This is a genomic window from Collimonas sp. NPDC087041 (assembly GCF_044745265.1).
Lineage (GTDB): Bacteria > Pseudomonadota > Gammaproteobacteria > Burkholderiales > Burkholderiaceae_D > Collimonas.
On record NZ_JBIUZX010000021.1, the window covers coordinates 1 to 14,719 of the forward strand.

General features: G+C 57.7%; 24 protein-coding genes. 8 read left to right on the top strand and 16 right to left on the bottom strand.

Annotated elements, in window-relative coordinates; all coding sequences use genetic code 11:
• Positions 1-132: 132 nt before the first annotated feature.
• The 4 genes from ACIPF8_RS23940 to ACIPF8_RS23955 are packed head-to-tail and all read right to left on the bottom strand — an operon-like array spanning position 133 to position 2,544.
• Positions 133-678: a phage tail protein I gene (locus ACIPF8_RS23940; RefSeq protein ID WP_400426187.1), complete on the bottom strand. Its 546-nt coding sequence runs from the start codon at positions 676-678 to the stop codon at positions 133-135.
• Positions 675-1,565 carry a baseplate J/gp47 family protein gene (locus ACIPF8_RS23945; protein ID WP_400426189.1) on the bottom strand — a complete coding sequence of 297 codons (891 nt, stop codon included), beginning with the start codon at positions 1,563-1,565 and terminating at the stop codon, positions 675-677. Before ACIPF8_RS23945 ends, ACIPF8_RS23940 begins: the two co-directional genes overlap by 4 nt.
• Positions 1,562-1,900: a GPW/gp25 family protein gene (locus ACIPF8_RS23950; RefSeq protein ID WP_400426191.1), complete on the bottom strand. Its 339-nt coding sequence runs from the start codon at positions 1,898-1,900 to the stop codon at positions 1,562-1,564. The genes ACIPF8_RS23945 and ACIPF8_RS23950 overlap by 4 nt, the downstream gene beginning before the upstream one ends.
• The gene (locus tag ACIPF8_RS23955) at positions 1,897-2,544 is read right to left on the bottom strand and encodes a phage baseplate assembly protein V (RefSeq protein WP_400426193.1); all 648 of its coding nucleotides are present in this window, start codon (positions 2,542-2,544) and stop codon (positions 1,897-1,899) included. Before ACIPF8_RS23955 ends, ACIPF8_RS23950 begins: the two co-directional genes overlap by 4 nt.
• A gap of 253 nt (positions 2,545-2,797) precedes the next feature.
• Here ACIPF8_RS23955 and ACIPF8_RS23960 point away from each other — a divergent pair, with 253 nt between their 5' ends.
• Genes ACIPF8_RS23960 through ACIPF8_RS23975 form a run of 4 tightly spaced genes read left to right on the top strand, consistent with a single transcriptional unit; the run spans position 2,798 to position 4,830 of the window.
• On the top strand, positions 2,798-2,995 hold the full coding sequence (locus ACIPF8_RS23960) for a Com family DNA-binding transcriptional regulator (protein WP_400426195.1): 198 nt from the start codon (positions 2,798-2,800) through the stop codon (positions 2,993-2,995).
• Positions 2,955-3,113 (top strand): hypothetical protein, encoded by a 159-nt coding sequence (locus ACIPF8_RS23965; RefSeq protein WP_400426197.1) that lies wholly within the window; start codon positions 2,955-2,957, stop codon positions 3,111-3,113. Before ACIPF8_RS23960 ends, ACIPF8_RS23965 begins: the two co-directional genes overlap by 41 nt.
• Positions 3,110-4,246: a GNAT family N-acetyltransferase gene (locus tag ACIPF8_RS23970; RefSeq protein ID WP_400426199.1), complete on the top strand. Its 1,137-nt coding sequence runs from the start codon at positions 3,110-3,112 to the stop codon at positions 4,244-4,246. The genes ACIPF8_RS23965 and ACIPF8_RS23970 overlap by 4 nt, the downstream gene beginning before the upstream one ends.
• The gene (locus ACIPF8_RS23975; RefSeq protein WP_400426201.1) at positions 4,234-4,830 is read left to right on the top strand and encodes a formyltransferase family protein; all 597 of its coding nucleotides are present in this window, start codon (positions 4,234-4,236) and stop codon (positions 4,828-4,830) included. Before ACIPF8_RS23970 ends, ACIPF8_RS23975 begins: the two co-directional genes overlap by 13 nt.
• 17 nt (positions 4,831-4,847) lie before the next feature.
• Here the strand turns inward: ACIPF8_RS23975 and ACIPF8_RS23980 are convergent, their stop codons facing one another.
• From ACIPF8_RS23980 to lysC, 3 genes are read right to left on the bottom strand one after another with little or no spacing between them, the layout of a single operon-like run.
• Positions 4,848-5,315 (bottom strand): phage virion morphogenesis protein, encoded by a 468-nt coding sequence (locus ACIPF8_RS23980; protein ID WP_400426203.1) that lies wholly within the window; start codon positions 5,313-5,315, stop codon positions 4,848-4,850.
• On the bottom strand, positions 5,312-5,800 hold the full coding sequence (locus tag ACIPF8_RS23985; RefSeq protein ID WP_400426205.1) for a phage tail protein: 489 nt from the start codon (positions 5,798-5,800) through the stop codon (positions 5,312-5,314). Before ACIPF8_RS23985 ends, ACIPF8_RS23980 begins: the two co-directional genes overlap by 4 nt.
• Complete coding sequence (lysC, locus tag ACIPF8_RS23990) at positions 5,778-6,053, bottom strand: Rz1-like lysis system protein LysC (RefSeq protein WP_400426207.1); 276 nt, start codon at positions 6,051-6,053, stop codon at positions 5,778-5,780. Before lysC ends, ACIPF8_RS23985 begins: the two co-directional genes overlap by 23 nt.
• On the opposite strand from lysC, the gene ACIPF8_RS23995 reads away from it, so the two are divergent.
• Positions 6,034-6,360: a hypothetical protein gene (locus ACIPF8_RS23995; RefSeq protein ID WP_400426209.1), complete on the top strand. Its 327-nt coding sequence runs from the start codon at positions 6,034-6,036 to the stop codon at positions 6,358-6,360. The genes lysC and ACIPF8_RS23995 overlap by 20 nt on opposite strands.
• Here ACIPF8_RS23995 and ACIPF8_RS24000 read toward each other — a convergent pair.
• The 8 genes from ACIPF8_RS24000 to ACIPF8_RS24035 form a co-directional block, all read right to left on the bottom strand.
• Complete coding sequence (locus ACIPF8_RS24000) at positions 6,309-6,764, bottom strand: D-Ala-D-Ala carboxypeptidase family metallohydrolase (protein ID WP_400426211.1); 456 nt, start codon at positions 6,762-6,764, stop codon at positions 6,309-6,311. The two genes, ACIPF8_RS23995 and ACIPF8_RS24000, sit on opposite strands and share 52 nt — an antisense overlap.
• Complete coding sequence (locus ACIPF8_RS24005; RefSeq protein WP_400419154.1) at positions 6,761-7,030, bottom strand: phage holin family protein; 270 nt, start codon at positions 7,028-7,030, stop codon at positions 6,761-6,763. The genes ACIPF8_RS24000 and ACIPF8_RS24005 overlap by 4 nt, the downstream gene beginning before the upstream one ends.
• Complete coding sequence (locus ACIPF8_RS24010; protein WP_400419156.1) at positions 7,023-7,379, bottom strand: putative holin; 357 nt, start codon at positions 7,377-7,379, stop codon at positions 7,023-7,025. The genes ACIPF8_RS24005 and ACIPF8_RS24010 overlap by 8 nt, the downstream gene beginning before the upstream one ends.
• 15 nt (positions 7,380-7,394) lie before the next feature.
• Positions 7,395-7,604: a tail protein X gene (locus tag ACIPF8_RS24015; RefSeq protein WP_400426213.1), complete on the bottom strand. Its 210-nt coding sequence runs from the start codon at positions 7,602-7,604 to the stop codon at positions 7,395-7,397.
• On the bottom strand, positions 7,604-8,095 hold the full coding sequence (locus ACIPF8_RS24020; protein WP_400426258.1) for a head completion/stabilization protein: 492 nt from the start codon (positions 8,093-8,095) through the stop codon (positions 7,604-7,606). The genes ACIPF8_RS24015 and ACIPF8_RS24020 overlap by 1 nt, the downstream gene beginning before the upstream one ends.
• 97 nt (positions 8,096-8,192) lie before the next feature.
• Entirely contained in the window at positions 8,193-8,909 is a 717-nt protein-coding gene (gene gpM, locus ACIPF8_RS24025) for a phage terminase small subunit (protein WP_400426215.1), read from the bottom strand.
• A gap of 1 nt (position 8,910) precedes the next feature.
• Positions 8,911-9,915, bottom strand: a complete 1,005-nt coding sequence (locus ACIPF8_RS24030) for a phage major capsid protein, P2 family (RefSeq protein WP_400426217.1) — start codon at positions 9,913-9,915, stop codon at positions 8,911-8,913.
• Between the two features lie 56 nt (positions 9,916-9,971).
• A complete protein-coding gene (locus ACIPF8_RS24035) occupies positions 9,972-10,823 on the bottom strand; it encodes a GPO family capsid scaffolding protein (protein WP_400426219.1) in 852 nt (283 codons plus the stop codon).
• Between the two features lie 138 nt (positions 10,824-10,961).
• Between ACIPF8_RS24035 and ACIPF8_RS24040 the strand changes: the two genes are divergently transcribed.
• Genes ACIPF8_RS24040 through ACIPF8_RS24050 form a run of 3 tightly spaced genes read left to right on the top strand, consistent with a single transcriptional unit; the run spans position 10,962 to position 14,019 of the window.
• On the top strand, positions 10,962-12,749 hold the full coding sequence (locus ACIPF8_RS24040) for a terminase ATPase subunit family protein (RefSeq protein WP_400426221.1): 1,788 nt from the start codon (positions 10,962-10,964) through the stop codon (positions 12,747-12,749).
• Positions 12,746-13,813 (top strand): phage portal protein, encoded by a 1,068-nt coding sequence (locus ACIPF8_RS24045; protein WP_400426223.1) that lies wholly within the window; start codon positions 12,746-12,748, stop codon positions 13,811-13,813. Before ACIPF8_RS24040 ends, ACIPF8_RS24045 begins: the two co-directional genes overlap by 4 nt.
• Positions 13,810-14,019, top strand: a complete 210-nt coding sequence (locus ACIPF8_RS24050) for a hypothetical protein (RefSeq protein ID WP_400426225.1) — start codon at positions 13,810-13,812, stop codon at positions 14,017-14,019. Before ACIPF8_RS24045 ends, ACIPF8_RS24050 begins: the two co-directional genes overlap by 4 nt.
• A gap of 66 nt (positions 14,020-14,085) precedes the next feature.
• On the opposite strand, the gene ACIPF8_RS24055 is transcribed toward ACIPF8_RS24050, so the two are convergent.
• Positions 14,086-14,682: a hypothetical protein gene (locus ACIPF8_RS24055; RefSeq protein WP_400426226.1), complete on the bottom strand. Its 597-nt coding sequence runs from the start codon at positions 14,680-14,682 to the stop codon at positions 14,086-14,088.
• Positions 14,683-14,719 lie beyond the last annotated feature (37 nt).

Sequence of the window (14,719 nt, forward strand, 5' to 3'; positions counted from 1 at the left end):
TCACCAGGCACAAAGCTGGTGGCCGTGATGCCGATCTCGGCAATCTGCAATTTGGCGGTGCCGTTGTGTTCGGCATTGACCAGGGCGGCACGGCCAGCCTTGGTGACGATCATGGAAAGGGCTGTCATAGAATTAAACTTCTGTCAGGTTCAAACGGGCATAGAGCACCGGGCGGGAGCAAGCGGCCACGGCAATGGCGGCGCCGGTGGCGATGCCCTGGGTAAACGTAAAGTGGCTGCGGACCGATTTGGTGCGGTTCACCTCACTGATCACATCGTCGACAAAGGCTGCCGTGGCACCTTGTCCACCGGACAAGGTCATCACCAGCTCGAAGGTGTAGGGTTCACCCATGGGTGACATCTGCCACCATTCACGCAGCAAAATCGCCCCGCCAAAGGCGGCCACCACATCCTTGACCGCCTTGGCGGTTCCCTTCTGGCGGTGGATCTTCATGGCATTACGCACCCGTGCGCGCCGCACCTCTTCGCTCCAGTAGGATTTCCAGCTATCAACTGACCGATGCCAGGCTAACCAGGGCAACAAGGAAAGCGCGATGGTGTCCGGGTTGTGCAGGGTACGCAGCGGCACCGGGATATCCGAGATCGGCGCTGTGGCTCTCTCTAATGCGCGCTCGAATGGTGTCGAATTGGGCGGCAGCAGGGATTTCACTGTCGTCATGCCTCACCCCAGATACCGGCATAGGCCACTTGTACGTCGTCGCAGTAATAGGCGACCAGCTTGGAGATGTCCGGGTCAACCGTTGGACTCAATAGGGTCACGCGTTCAACGCCGGCCACGTGCAATGCCGCGTCGATACCGGAATGGGTTGGTACGCGTCCCAGCTGGTGCGCCTCGTTGACATAGCGCTGCAGGCGTTTGACAGCCTCAATCTGCACCACGCTCGGGTCCGGCCCCGTAAAGCTATAGAGTTTGGCATTGACCTGGTAGTGGACAACACGAGCCGCACGCACTTGCACATAGTCGGTCAAGGGCCGCACGCCATCATCCAGTAGACGGGCGGCGACAATATCGAGCAACGCCTGCGACGGCGTGCCATCCCCCTCATGCGACAGGATGGTGACAACCACGTGACCCGGTGATGGGCTGGTGGCTGTTGCATTGCGGACACGACCATCGGCGGAGAGTGCATGGAAGACATACGCACCTTCGGGACCGGCAACGGACATGCCTTGTGGCGCCAACTGGATACGGCGGCGATAGTCGTCATCGGCTTCCATCACGGCGGCGGTCCCCTTGTCGGGATTGGCCGGCCAGATTTGCAGGCGTGGCACATCCATGTTGGCGCCGATGTGATCCAGATCGGTGTCCAAGGCATAGGCCAGCATCAAGGCGCGGGCGGCTTCGTTGATACGTTGCCTCAATTTGAGTTCTCGATAGCTATTGACCTGTAGCACCTTCATGGCGGGATCGGATTCAGTGAGTTCATCCAGATCGACGCCGGCGGCCTCCAGCTCGGCAAGATGGGCGGCCAGGATGGTTTCGTAATCGAGCGGCTCGATGACATTGGGCGCTGGCAGTTGCGACAGGTCGATAGCGGCGCTCATGTGCTTGCCCCCGATTTCACGGGCACGGCAATTTGCACGCCTTGCTCATTGGTGATGCCGTCGAGGATCAACGTCGCGGCGCCATCGGCGTCGCGTTGCAGTTGCACACCGGTGAGCGCTATGCGGCGCTCCCAGCGCAGTACCGCATAGGCAGTGGCGGCATAGATGCGCAGCACGGTGGCGCCGTTCAAGGGCTGGTCGATCAGTTCGGGCACTTCGGAGCCGTAGGAGCGGCGCATCAGGCGCGAACCAATCGGGGTGGTGAGAATGTCGGCCAGGGACTGGCAGATATGGGCAATGCGGGTCATGGCGCGACCGGTACGGGCGTTCATCATGTCGGGCCACCTGATTCGTCGTCGCCCTTTTTAATACCGCCGTGCTTATGCCCAAACAGGCTGACGCTATTGGCGATGACATCTCGCGTGGCCTGCATCACGCCTTCGATCATTGCGGTGGCGCCGCCACCTTTACCTGCCTTGACATTCATGCCAGCGTTCAACGCTGCGAAACCGTTGACGATCAGATTCTTTTGCACCGTCAAATTGCCGGTGCATTCGGTGTCCTCGGCGTTGGAGGTGACTTTACCGGGGGCGACGGTGACGCTGGTGCCGTCCGGCAGTGTTGCGCTCAAGATATGCGCCGCACTGTCGTACTGGATCACGGTGCCGTCGACGTAGCGCGTGGTGTGGTGCGCCGGATTGGTTGACGGTGGTCGGGACTTGTCGGAGTAGAGTGCCGGCAGGATCACAGCATTGGTCAATTCGCCTTCGGGCGAGAAGACGATGACCTGTTCGCCTACGGACGGCGGGAACCAGGATTGTGCATCACCGGCACGTAACGTGATCCAGGGACGCCAATTTGTAGTGTTTTTTCCGACACGGACGCGGACACGCTGCGCGTCATGATCGATCTCGGCAATGGTGCCGAATCGGATCAGATTCAGAAGTAAGCGCAGCAGTTCGGGAAAGTCGGCAGTCATGCTGAGCATGTTGCCGGGTTGGCGCTGGAAGCGCATCAAGCAGAGGGTTGATATACCGCTTATCAACCCCGCCGCTGTTTCGCGGGCCACGTGCGCGTGAGACAGTACGGGTTAAGACGCGGCGACGCGGTCAGTGCTGCTAACACCGACCACGCCACCGTGCCAGCAGAATGAGGCTGCAAGCAAGGCCCAGGGCCGCGCCACCTGTGCACAGGCGGCCCGAAGCCTAGCATATTTATGCAGGTATACCTAGATGCAAGATATTCGTTGTGGCAATTGTTCCAAAAAACTCGGCGAAGGCGAATACATCGCCCTCGCCATGAAATGCCCACGTTGCGGCACATTAAATCACCTGAGGGCCGAGAGCTCCGAACCAGAGCGCCATCGAGTGCCAGTTATCGGAGCAGCACATGGCCCTCAAACCACCAAGCAACCCACCAGGCAAAAATAAGTACCAATACCGGCAGCAATACGGCATCGTCATCATCTGCCGGGATGAAAAACATCAGCAAGAAAGCTACCAGCACTTAGCCGCCCAAGGCCACAAGTTGAAGGTGGTTACGGTATGAATATCACCGTCAACCATCGCTGCAGCGACTTTAATAGCTACCGCGCCGCCCGCGTCAAATCCCTGTTCAATGTGGAATCCGGCGCGAATTTCAGCTTGGATGCGGCACTGCCGATTGAGGACGACGATTGGCAGATAGGCGTCATCGTCGGTCCCAGCGGTAGCGGAAAAAGCAGTATCGGCGCTGCACTATGGGGCCAGGATGCGATCTATCAGCCAGCCTGGCCCAAAAACAAGCCGCTCATTGACGCCATTGCGCCCAACGGCAAGTTTGACGACGTCACGGCCGCACTGTCGTCGGTCGGACTCGGTAGCGTTCCTACTTGGCTGCGCCCTTATGACGTGCTGTCCAACGGCGAACAGTTCCGGGCAAACCTGGCCAGGCTGGTGATGGAAGCGCCAAAGAAAGCGGTGTTAGATGAGTTCTCTAGCGTCGTAGACCGGCAGATCGCCCAGGTCGGCGCCGGGGCGTTTGCCAAGGCATGGCGCCGCACTACTGGCAAGGCAGTGCTGTTGTCCTGCCACTACGACATTCTTGACTGGATACAACCGGACTGGGTATTCGATACCGGTACCGGCGAATTTCAACGGGGGTGGCTTCGGCCGCGACCGCGCATCGACGTCGAACTCTGGCAAACAAACTGGCGGCATTGGCCTCAATTTGAGCCGCATCACTATCTGAAGATGCCAAAAATGATTGCCGCCACCAACTACGTGGCCACCGTCGACGGCGAATTGGTGGCGCACTTGGCCGTATCAACCCGGCCCGGTCTTATAGAGGCGCGGGCTTGCCGCTTGGTCGTTATGCCGGAATGGCAAGGTGCCGGTATTGGCGTTCGGTTTCTGGATGCAATTTGCGAGCGTTGGCTGCAGGGTGAAAACCGATATAACTTGCCTTTGCGAACGCTGTTCCATACCAGCCATCCCGGGCTTGCCGCCGCGCTGAGGCGAAATCGCCGATGGACGCAGGTGTCAGGTAGCCTATGCGGCGACAATCGCGCCAGGTGCATTGCCTCGATGAAGAGGTCGGCTGAACGCAAAGGTCTCAGTACCGCCGGTAAAACCGGCTACGGCGGCCATTTCAGAGCCGTGCAAGGTTTCCGTTATTTAGGGGAGCCGACATGCGCGTCATGATTGTTGGTCAAAAGTGGCTTGCGGCCGAGGCGCTCAAGTTGTGCCTGTCGCTTGAACATACAGTCATTAAGGTGGCCGCACCGACCGCAGACGATCGCTTGATCCTCTCCGCCATTGATGCCGATGTACATGCCGTGACGGTCGGAACCAGGCTAGAGGCGCATCATGTGCTTGACGGCACGGACTTGATCATTGCCGCTCACGCTCATTGCTATATCACCGACGAGGCCAGAAAGAAGGCCCGGCTGGGTGCGATTGGTTATCACCCGAGCCTGCTACCTCTGCATCGAGGCCGTGACGCCATCGCTTGGGCTATACGGATGCATGAGCCTGTCACGGGTGGCAGCGTCTATTGGATGGATGAGCGCGCCGACGCTGGGCCTGTCATTGCCCAGGACTGGTGCTTCATCCGGCCGGACGACACTGAGGCCAGTCTGTGGCGGCGTGAACTGGGACCGATGGGGGTAAAACTGTTGAAGCAGTCGCTGGAGCGTATTGCACGAGGTTGCTTGACGTCGAATTCCCAAGATGAGGCGCTGGCCACCTGGGAGCCGTCTTTCTCACGACGAAGGTTAGGAGAATAAGAAAAGGCTTCTTGATTTCAAGAAAAATCAAGAAGACGTAGCAATGAACTACGTATCAACGCTTGATCTGTCGCACTAAAGCCAAGTAAAGGCCGGGCCGGATAGCGATATTCCGGCCCTTTCTTTGCGACCTTGTCCGTCAGCCCCTCCTGGTGCACGCGAGCGATCCGCGCCACGCGACCGAAAAAGCCAACGGATAGCTGATTTTCGTCTTGGGTGGTTTTAAGGTATTTGGTTGTACGCACCTTGTTGAACATCGCCGCCTTCTGCCGTTTGATTCTCCCCTTCTTCCCGCGCAGTTCCTTGCGTCGCTTCCTGGCCGCATAGGTTGCACCGTCCGGTGCCTGCTGGCTGGCAATGCGCTGCGCCTGGGATCGCCGCAGATCCTGAGCGATCTGACGCGTGACTGCGCGACGTTGCGCCGGTTGAAGCTGGGCCAGCAACGCGCCTGCCCAGGCTTCCAGGGTGTGTAAATCGTCGCTCATGCAGGATCTGCCGGCGTATGCCATTCAGCCAGCAACGCATCCCCGGTATTTTTTTGCCAAAACGCATCGGCAAATGATGGCGTTAGCTGCGGCTCTGCAGGATGACGCACTTCCACCCCATCGGTACCAGCCCGTTTGACGACCACGCGTTCGGTAACGGCCAGCTTGATCGACAGATCAATGGTCTCATGATTATTGAAATCGACCTCAAAGCCAATACCCGTCTTGCGTAATTCAGGATGATTCAATAAATCAATCTGATGTACGGCCACCCACGCCAGCAGCGCCACCATGACAGCATCGGCGTCGCCGCTGTAGTCGGTGATGATGACATTCAACTTGTACCGATATTCAAACGACAGGGAGTTGGTGCCTGTAGCGACCGTATTGCCCTCATCGGCAAACACCAGCAGCTTGTCGGGATTTTGCGCCAGATCGGCAACCGCAGATTTTAAATGCGCCCTAAGGCTTTTCGGCTTGTACATCAGCACTCTCCTGACAATCCACCACCGTGTCGACCTTGGCCGCGCACATCATCAAAGCCGCCTTGGCGCGCTCCAGCGCAAGCAGCATGCTACCGTTCGTCGTTAGCGTTGCCGCCTGCCGACTGCAGCGTGTGATCGCCGGGCAGGCGTTGACTAGCAGCGTCGGTGCCCGTTGTGGCGGAGCTGTCCCGCAGCTGGATAAGAGCATCAGGCAAAGGAGTATCAAACCAGGCTTGTATATCTGGATGGTCATGGCGGAGGCTTTCAATTTGTTGTTCCCGTTCGGTCAGGCTGTCGGCGATGCTGTCGAGTTTGACCTGCAGCCGGGCAGCAGCCTGCCGGTTCCTGGCCGCCGTCCTGGTCAAAGTTTCGATGGTGGCATCGCGTTCGCCCACTTGTTGCTCTGCCCGTTCGGCACGATCCCTGGTGGCAACGATGGCATTGCGCTGAATGGTGATGAGGAACACCAGAAACGCCACGATCAGCGCCACGACGGCGCCTCTGACGATTACGCCCATAGACCGGCCCGCGTGCCGCGGCTGTCAATGGTGAGTACCTGACGGCGCGGCTTGATGCCTTCAGCGGCAATACCGAGATGCACCCAGATCGCACCACCGGCACGCTCATAGATCAACTGGTCGAATGGCAGGTTCGATGTACTCAGCGCCTGGCAGATTGCCAGCGGGGTGCCGAATGCCGGCGCCGTAAAGTCACAAGCCAGGCCGACCAGGTGCGCACTGTTGGCAGCGCCACCGACTGCCCGGTTGAGTTCGGGACAGCGATAGCCACTGGAAATGACCATCGCTGCGCCGCCCAGCGCAAGGCGGACCAGTTCGGCGAACTGCGCCAGGCGTCGCAGGTTCGCCACAATGGCAGGTGGCGGCGTGTTGACGATGCCTCGGCTGCGTGCGGTGTCGCTACGCGTGAATTCTTCCAATGTGAAATGCGCGGTAAGCGGCGTCATTGCATCCCCCGGATGATGTTGGCGACATTGCCCTGGGCACGATAGACCAGCAGGCACAAGGTCAAGGCAATGCACACCTGCCCGAAGGATGGGTGAGCGTAACCGAGCATTATCTCCAGGGCGCACGTCCCTGTTGCCACAATCAGGAACCAGGCCACTACCGAAATATGGATCCGATAGTTCGCCAGGCCGCGCCGGTAGCACAGCAGCCGGATGCAGGTACTGGCATAGGACAGCAACGCTAACATGGTCAACAATTTAGTCATTGCGGCCTCCCTTGCGAATCCAGGCCGGCAACTCAATGGTCTGGATGAGCTCGATGCCGTGCAGGGTCAGTGCAATGGCTGCAGCCGACGCCACAAAGGCAGCCACGCCCGATTGTTTTAATGGGCTGTTATTGATGACCTCCGGTGCAGCCAAATATCCCACCGCCAGCGAGATCGCCATATACGCCAGGCGCTGCAGGACGCGTAAATTTTTACTGGATATCGCCACCAGCGTGGCGCCGGCGAAGGCGCCGATCAACGCATTGCCGTCGATGCCGGGAAACAGCGTCGTCAGCCCAACGCCGGCGGCAGCGGTAACAACAAGGGTGGTAGTGCTAGGTTCTGCCATATGCGGATTCTCTCGTTAATCCCAGAGGTTGACGACCTGGGCGGTTTTAGTAGGGGTTGCAGTCGGTTCCGGTAACGTGACCAGCAAGCCGTGCGGCAGGATCGGCCCGTGATCGGCCAGGCCGGGATTGAGTTCCAGCGCCGCCTCAACGACGTTGGCGGTAGCGCCCAGGTGACGCCAACACAGCAAATCCAGAGTGTCGTGCTGTTGGGCGCGTACCTGCATCAGATCAGCTCAACGGTCAAATGCGCCCGACCGATGATGTCGGCAATGGCCCAGTGCGCATTACGCCGCTGCTCACCCGGCGCATGATCCAGCGCTTCCATCATCTTTTTATCGGACAGCGATGAGGCCGTACTGTCGAAATCACGGTAGCGCTCGATCAGATCCGCCTTCGCGGTGCAATACACCGCACGGCGATAGTGCGCAATCAGCACGCTCTCACGGTCAATACGATCCGCCGGCACGGCCGCCAGCGACGCGTAACCAGCGGCGACCTGCTGCAACTTCCATTCGCGCAGCTCGTCATTGACGTGCAAGATAGCCGCAATGACCGCCTGCCGCAGCCGCACATCGGTGACGGTGCCGTCCAAGCGCATCGCGTCCCGCATCTGAAATAAGTGGATATCGACATAAAAGCCGTCGTTTTCTACCAAGGTAGAAACAGGCGGTTGGGCTGCAGAGGGCGTCGACGGTTCAACTGCAAGAAAACTCATAGTGGTATTTCCAAAAAAACGGCGGTGGGCGGGCGTCATACCTTCATGACAAGCATCGGTAATCGACCCGCGCCGCCGTGCGCCAGGGGGTGCTCGTTTAGCCTTGTTCCGCTTTCTTCAAGCGGCGTTCAAGGATCTCAATGTCTTTCTTGACGCCCACGCCTTGAAACAGCTCAAGGGCGCGCTGCAGGTGACGATAGGCAGACTGGGCGTAGTTCAGCGACTGGCCGACCAGGTCAGGTTTATCGTCGTCGCCATCGGCAAGTTGCAATTGGGCGTAAGCCAGTGCCTTGTGCAGCTTGGCACGGGCCTGGTCCGGCACGTCGCTGCCCTCGGTCAGCTGGCCGATCTGTTCCAGGATAGATTCCGCCTGCGCCGGATCCTCGGCCAATTTGCCGTGCAGGAACGCCTCAGAAAACTCGTCCAGCAGCATCGTCGGAATGTCACGGTTGTATTGATCCGGCAAGGTCATCTTGTGCGCCATCGCATAGCCGGCCATCTGCGCGGCGCGCTTGTAGTCGCCGGCGTCAATCGACCAGACCAGGATCGTGGTAAACACATCGTCCTGACCACCCTTCCCGGCTGTCAGCACTGCGTCGATCCAGGCGTGATAGTTCGGCAATAACTGCGCCTTCAAGGCGATCTTGCTTTTGATCGAATGGATGTTTTTGAGGCGGCGCCGGTCCTCGGCAAGCTGATACAGCTGCAACTCGTATTGCGAACCGGTGGTCGGGCCGCCAGGCTCGGCGCTGGCGGCGGCAAGCTCCGCCAGTACGCGGGCCTTGTGACGCTGGGCGGGAGACAATTCACGCATCTCAGGCCACCAGCTCAATGTTTTCGATAAAAGCGCCCAGACCGAAGTCTTCCACCACATAGGCGTCATTGGACGACTCGTAGTTTTCGATACGGTCGCGCTTGGCCTCATCCACAACGCGACGGCGACGGCCACCCTCCTGCCAGTAAATCGACAGATTGTCGAAGCGGGTGATCAGAATCGCGTGATCCGGAAAATACGGGACAGTGGCCGCCTGCAGGGCGCCGATGCGCTTTTGGCTGATGACGATGTCAGCTGCCAGCGTTTCGGTCGGCGCCTGCTTGGTGTTCACTAGCGGGAAATACTTGTCGTGCAACAGTCCACGACCGACGATGGCAACTAAGCCGCTATCTTGCTGATACCAGGGATCGAGCAAGGTGAGCGCGTCGTACACCACGGCGTCGAGGTTGGCGTAATCCCCGCCGGCGCCGACAACAACCTTGCCGGCGCTCTTGCCTTCATGCATCACACGCTGGGGCGCTTGTTCACGGTAGTGCTGCAACCAACCCTTGTTCACGTCCTGCAGCATCGGATTCTTGAGAATGTCCGTATCGGCAGCAACGCTGGTGCCGTGGAAGCCAATCACCATGCGGTCCAATGCCTGGCGTTGCAAAATGACATTCGCCACGCGTTGCTGGAAGTCCGGGAATTTGGCCCAGGCGTCCAGTGTCTGATACTTGATGTGCGTATCGAAGTTGGTTTTTTCGCAGCGATAGCGTTGATTGTCGAGATTCGTCAGGTCACGGGTTTTACGATCAGCCTTGTCGGTATTGGTACGGCTGGCAACCGGGCCGGAAATGCCCAGGCCCAGCTTTTCGCCTTCGAGTTCGGTCACGCCCATGATGTTGATCTTGCTCAGGAATTCGCTCGATTCCTGCATGCGGGTTTCCAGCTTCTGCTGGATAGTCGGTTCAACGCTGAACGTCTCGGCCACGCTGCCGGCGTCATTCAGCTGCGCTACGCGCTGCGCGTACTCGTTATAGACGCGTCGGGTCTCTTTTCTCATGCGGTCATGCTCCTGTAGGGAATGGGGTCAAATAAGGGATAGGCGTGTGCAAGCGCTTAGAAGTCAGTTTGCAGCGCGCCGTTGCCGCCCGATGCTGCCGGTCGCTGGATTGGGTTCGCATCGGTGGTGTCGACCTGCTGGCGGAATGCTGCAAAATCCTCCGCGTTCTTCTTCAAGGCTGCTTCCAGTGCGTCGACGCGGGTTTTCTCTGCTGCGAATTGATCGGCGCTGACATTCGCGTGGGTTGCCAAGGTTTCGACGGCATCGACCAGTTCATCGAAGCGCGCATCGTCGCCCGCAGCTTTTGTGGAAAAACGTTTCAACAGATTTTTGAGGGTGTCGGACAATTTGATTCCTTCAGGTTCGGTAAGTGGGTCTTCGAATTCCAGCGCAGTTTCGACCGCCGCAGTAAACAGGTTGTCGGGATCCTGCTTGCGGCTGGCATACGGGTTGCTCTCTGGATGTTGGGCGGCAAACGACAGCACTTCAGTGCCAAGGCTGGCGGGGCTGTCGGTCACAGCTAAACCAACCAGGTAGGCTTGATTGGTGTCGGCAAATTTCGGATTGATTTCGATGCTGGTATAGATTTTTTGACGGGCCTTATTCATCGCCACCAGCTCCGGCGTCGGCGAGATTTGCGCAAACAAGGCGAGTTTCTTGGCACCGCCGATCGTCACCTCCTCCGCTTTGACCGCCGTGACATCGCCATACGCTTTAAAGGCGCCATCGGCCCAGGTGCTGCGCAGGTGTTCAACCCAGATCCGGGCGCCATAGACCTGCGGGTCGAAATTGGCGGCCATCTGTTCGATAAAGGCGCGGTCGATCACACGGCCATCGGTGGTAGCGCCTTCGACGGCGACGCGGAAAAATTTGGATTTGGTGGATGCTGTCGGTTGTGCTGTCGGCATGGCGATGAATAGGGTGGCTGGAATGAGGATTCCATAGTCGCCCCTGACGCGGGATGCGACAACAAACGGAGGGTTGATAACCCGGATATCAACCCTCTGCTTTCCCCGCTACACGCGCGCGACGCATACGCTTGCGGCATGTCTGAACTGATCGAAGAAAATCCTGCCGCCGTCGACACTGAAATCGATCCACGCCGCATTGCCAAACACCTGTATTGGCAAGGCTGGCGCGTCACGTCCATCGCCAAACACCTGCAGCAAAAGCGCACGACCATCGAAAGCTGGAAGAGTCGCGACGAATGGGACAAGGCGACGCCGCTAGAAAAGATCGAAGCGACGCTGGAATCACGCCTGGTGCAACTGATCACCAAGGATGTAAAGACCGGCGGCGATTTCAAGGAAATCGACCTCTTGATGCGCCAGGTGGTGCAGACCGCCCGGGTGCGCCGCTATGAGGCGCCAGGCGGCAATGAAGTTGATCTCAATCCCAAACTGGCGAACCGGAACGCCGAGCCGAAGAAGAAGCCGACCAGGAATGACTTCAGCGAAGAGCAGAAAGACAAGCTGCTGGAGGTCTTCCGCGATGAGCTATTTGACTATCAGAAGGCGTGGCTGCGCAACAGCAACCAGCGTACCCGAATTATCCTAAAATCCCGCCAGATTGGCGCGACCTGGTACTTTGCCCGCGAAGCCCTGGCCGACGCCATGGAAACCGGCCGCAATCAGATTTTCCTGTCAGCGTCGAAATCGCAAGCGCACGTCTTTAAGCAATACATTGTGCAGTTCGCTAGAGAGGCCGCCGGCATCGATCTTTCCGGCGATCCGATCATCCTGCCCAATGGCGCACATCTGTATTTCCTCGGGACCAATGCCCGTACCGCCCAGGGCTATCACGGCAATTTCTACTTTGATGAATTTTTCTGGACACACAACTTCCAGGAGCTGAACAAGGTAGCGTCCGGTATGGCGCTGCATGAGAAATGGCACAAGACCTATTTCTCGACACCCTCTTCGATCACGCATCAGGCGTATCCGTTCTGGACTGGCGACCTGTTCAACAGGGGACGCTCCAAAGCCGACCAGGTCGACATTGATGTCAGCCATGCAAAGCTGGTGAACGGCTGCGTCGGCCAGGATCAGATCTGGCGCCAGATCGTCACCATCCTCGACGCCGAGCGCGGCGGCTGCAACCTGTTCGATATTGAACGCTTGCGCAATTTCGAGTACAGCCCCGATCAGTTCGAAAATCTCTTGATGTGCAATTTCATCGACGACACGCAATCCGTGTTCCCGTTGATGGCACTGCAGCGTTGCATGATCGATTCGTGGGTCAGCTGGGACGACTACAAACCGTTCGCCAGCCGCCCCTTTGGCGACCGGCCGGTCTGGATCGGCTACGACCCCTCGTTGACCGGCGATAGTGCTGGTTGCGTGGTAATCGCACCACCGGTGGTCGCCGGTGGCAAGTTCCGCATCCTGGAGCGCTTCCAGTGGCGCGGTATCGACTTCGAGGCGCAGGCCAAGGCGATCAAGGAGATGACGACGCGCTACAACGTCGCCTATATCGGCATCGACACGACCGGCATGGGGATCGGCGTGTATCCCCTAGTCAAACAATTCTTCCCGCTGGTGACGGCGATCAACTATTCGGCGGAAGTCAAAACCCGGATGGTGCTCAAAGCACAAAACATTGTGAGCAAGGCACGGCTGGAATTCGATGCCGGCTGGACCGACATTGCGCAATCCTTCATGACCATCCGTAAAACCATCACCACCAGTGGGCGACAAGTCACCTATGACGCCGGTCGTACCGATGAAACCGGCCACGCCGATCTGGCCTGGGCGTGCATGCACGCGCTTGACCATGAGCCGTTCGAAGGCGCCAACGAAAATACCCAATCCTTTATGGAGATTTACTCATCATGACCAGAAAGCAGCAACGGCGCGCCGCGCAACGCACTGCAACACATGCAGCAACGCCGGCAGCAACAGCACCGAACGCCGGCGGCGGCATAGAGGCATTTACCTTTGGCGACCCGACGCCGGTACTCGATCACAGCGAGGTGCTGGACTGCTTCGAGTGCTGGTTCAATGGCAAATGGTATGAACCGCCTGTCAGCCTGGCCGGTCTTGCGAAATCGTTTCACGCCAGCGTCCACCACAGCAGCGCCATTTATTTCAAAACCAACATTCTGGCCTCGACCTTCATCCCGAATAAATATCTGTCGCGGGATGCCTTTAAACGCTTTGTGCTGGACTTTCTGACCTTCGGCAACGGCTATCTGGAAAAGCGTGCCAGCCGTAGCGGTCAGCCCCTGCAAATCAAGCATGCGCTGGCGAAGTACATGCGGCGCGGTAAGGATCTCGATACGTACTACTTTGTAGCGGGTTGGCAGCAGGAATATGCGTTCGACAAAGGGGCGGTATTTCACTTGATGGACCCGGATCTGAATCAGGAGGTCTACGGCGTGCCGCAATACCTCTCCGCCCTGCAGTCGGCTTGGCTCAACGAGGCCGCCACCCTCTTCCGGCGCAAGTATTACAAAAACGGATCGCACGCCGGCTTCGTGCTCTACATGACCGACGCTGCAGCCAACATCAAGGATGTCGACAACCTGCGGCAAGCCATGCGCGAGAGCAAGGGGCCGGGCAATTTCCGCAACATTTTTATGTACGCGCCGAACGGCCACAAAGACGGCATCCAGATACTGCCGGTGGCCGATGTGGCCGCCAAGGACGAATTTTTTAATATCAAGGGCGTCACCCGCGACGATGTGCTGGCCGGCCATCGTGTGCCGCCGCAGTTGATGGGAATCATGCCGAACAACACCGGCGGCTTCGGCGCGATTGAACCCGCGGCGCGGGTATTTGCCCGCAACGAGCTGGTGCCGCTGCAGTCGCAGTTCATGACACTCAATGACTGGTTGGGTATGGAGGTTGTGAAATTTAACGAATACGAATTACTGACAGGAGAGGGACAAAAGCAATGAGCGATGTAGCAGACCGCGCCGAATGGCGAATCGAAAAAGACCTACAAAATGCGAGAGCGCATGTCATGAAGAAGCCGACGCTCGACAGTGACGGCCACTGTCATTTCTGCGACGAACAGATCGCCCATGGGAGGCTGTTTTGCAACGCGGATTGTAGGGACGACTACGACAAGGAACAGGCAGCATTACGGCGTGCTGGTGCTTAAGGATTTTGAACGGCTGGAAGACATGTTGTCAGCTAACTAACAGCATGGTCTCCCCCCTCTTACCGATCAATTACAATGTTCTGCTTTGGTAGCAACGACCGGCTGTAAAACTAGGCCATCGGCATTCGTTTGAAGCTCATTCAAAACAGGAACACACATTCCATCCTTGATATCCAGGGATATTTCATAGTCTTTCCCAGCTTCTGGCACAAACGTACCTGCAAGTGTTTTGCAATAAAGATAGCCAGTACTTTGGCCCTTCTGAAAACTGACACTAGGGCTGGGATTGCTTTGAAAATCAAGCTTGATCGTCAATGGCTGATTGGCGGCGATTTTATATTCACGGAAATATGCTTTGGAAAAGAAACCATTTCTGGTTCCTGGCTTTCCGCTGTTTGGCGTCTCCGGCATGCCGATACTTGTATTCGATGCCGCACCCAAGAACGACGAAAAAGCATCGCCGAAACCGCCTGAGACAGTGACGCTATCACCACCGTAACAAGCACTATTCGGATAATACTTCACACCCATACCGTTTTGGCCGAACAACCTAATTCGTGCAAAATCGCTTTTTACATCATTGCTCTTGTCGACGGTTGATTCGCCGGCATGGGACAGAAGCGGACAAACGACCAACACAAAAACCAAAAAGCGTGGACGCATAATTTTCTCTTTTTATTTCTGACAATCAATATAAGAC

Bases quoted from the DNA above. Each gene is read 5' to 3' on its own strand.
- ACIPF8_RS23980 (WP_400426203.1), bottom strand. From the start codon at position 5,315: ATGAGCGACGATTTACACACCCTGGAAGCCTGGGCAGGCGCGTTGCTG.
- ACIPF8_RS23945 (WP_400426189.1), bottom strand. From the start codon at position 1,565: ATGAGCGCCGCTATCGACCTGTCGCAACTGCCAGCGCCCAATGTCATC.
- ACIPF8_RS23955 (WP_400426193.1), bottom strand. From the start codon at position 2,544: ATGACTGCCGACTTTCCCGAACTGCTGCGCTTACTTCTGAATCTGATC.
- gpM (WP_400426215.1), bottom strand. From the start codon at position 8,909: ATGCGTGAATTGTCTCCCGCCCAGCGTCACAAGGCCCGCGTACTGGCG.
- ACIPF8_RS23940 (WP_400426187.1), bottom strand. From the start codon at position 678: ATGACGACAGTGAAATCCCTGCTGCCGCCCAATTCGACACCATTCGAG.
- ACIPF8_RS24055 (WP_400426226.1), bottom strand. From the start codon at position 14,682: ATGCGTCCACGCTTTTTGGTTTTTGTGTTGGTCGTTTGTCCGCTTCTG.
- ACIPF8_RS23985 (WP_400426205.1), bottom strand. From the start codon at position 5,800: ATGTACAAGCCGAAAAGCCTTAGGGCGCATTTAAAATCTGCGGTTGCC.
- ACIPF8_RS24035 (WP_400426219.1), bottom strand. From the start codon at position 10,823: ATGCCGACAGCACAACCGACAGCATCCACCAAATCCAAATTTTTCCGC.
- ACIPF8_RS23975 (WP_400426201.1), top strand. From the start codon at position 4,234: ATGCGCGTCATGATTGTTGGTCAAAAGTGGCTTGCGGCCGAGGCGCTC.
- ACIPF8_RS24030 (WP_400426217.1), bottom strand. From the start codon at position 9,915: ATGAGAAAAGAGACCCGACGCGTCTATAACGAGTACGCGCAGCGCGTA.
- lysC (WP_400426207.1), bottom strand. From the start codon at position 6,053: ATGACCATCCAGATATACAAGCCTGGTTTGATACTCCTTTGCCTGATG.
- ACIPF8_RS24040 (WP_400426221.1), top strand. From the start codon at position 10,962: ATGTCTGAACTGATCGAAGAAAATCCTGCCGCCGTCGACACTGAAATC.
- ACIPF8_RS24015 (WP_400426213.1), bottom strand. From the start codon at position 7,604: ATGCAGGTACGCGCCCAACAGCACGACACTCTGGATTTGCTGTGTTGG.
- ACIPF8_RS23965 (WP_400426197.1), top strand. From the start codon at position 2,955: ATGGCCCTCAAACCACCAAGCAACCCACCAGGCAAAAATAAGTACCAA.
- ACIPF8_RS23970 (WP_400426199.1), top strand. From the start codon at position 3,110: ATGAATATCACCGTCAACCATCGCTGCAGCGACTTTAATAGCTACCGC.
- ACIPF8_RS23950 (WP_400426191.1), bottom strand. From the start codon at position 1,900: ATGATGAACGCCCGTACCGGTCGCGCCATGACCCGCATTGCCCATATC.
- ACIPF8_RS24045 (WP_400426223.1), top strand. From the start codon at position 12,746: ATGACCAGAAAGCAGCAACGGCGCGCCGCGCAACGCACTGCAACACAT.
- ACIPF8_RS24020 (WP_400426258.1), bottom strand. From the start codon at position 8,095: ATGAGTTTTCTTGCAGTTGAACCGTCGACGCCCTCTGCAGCCCAACCG.
- ACIPF8_RS23960 (WP_400426195.1), top strand. From the start codon at position 2,798: ATGCAAGATATTCGTTGTGGCAATTGTTCCAAAAAACTCGGCGAAGGC.
- ACIPF8_RS24005 (WP_400419154.1), bottom strand. From the start codon at position 7,030: ATGACTAAATTGTTGACCATGTTAGCGTTGCTGTCCTATGCCAGTACC.
- ACIPF8_RS24010 (WP_400419156.1), bottom strand. From the start codon at position 7,379: ATGGCAGAACCTAGCACTACCACCCTTGTTGTTACCGCTGCCGCCGGC.
- ACIPF8_RS24050 (WP_400426225.1), top strand. From the start codon at position 13,810: ATGAGCGATGTAGCAGACCGCGCCGAATGGCGAATCGAAAAAGACCTA.
- ACIPF8_RS24000 (WP_400426211.1), bottom strand. From the start codon at position 6,764: ATGACGCCGCTTACCGCGCATTTCACATTGGAAGAATTCACGCGTAGC.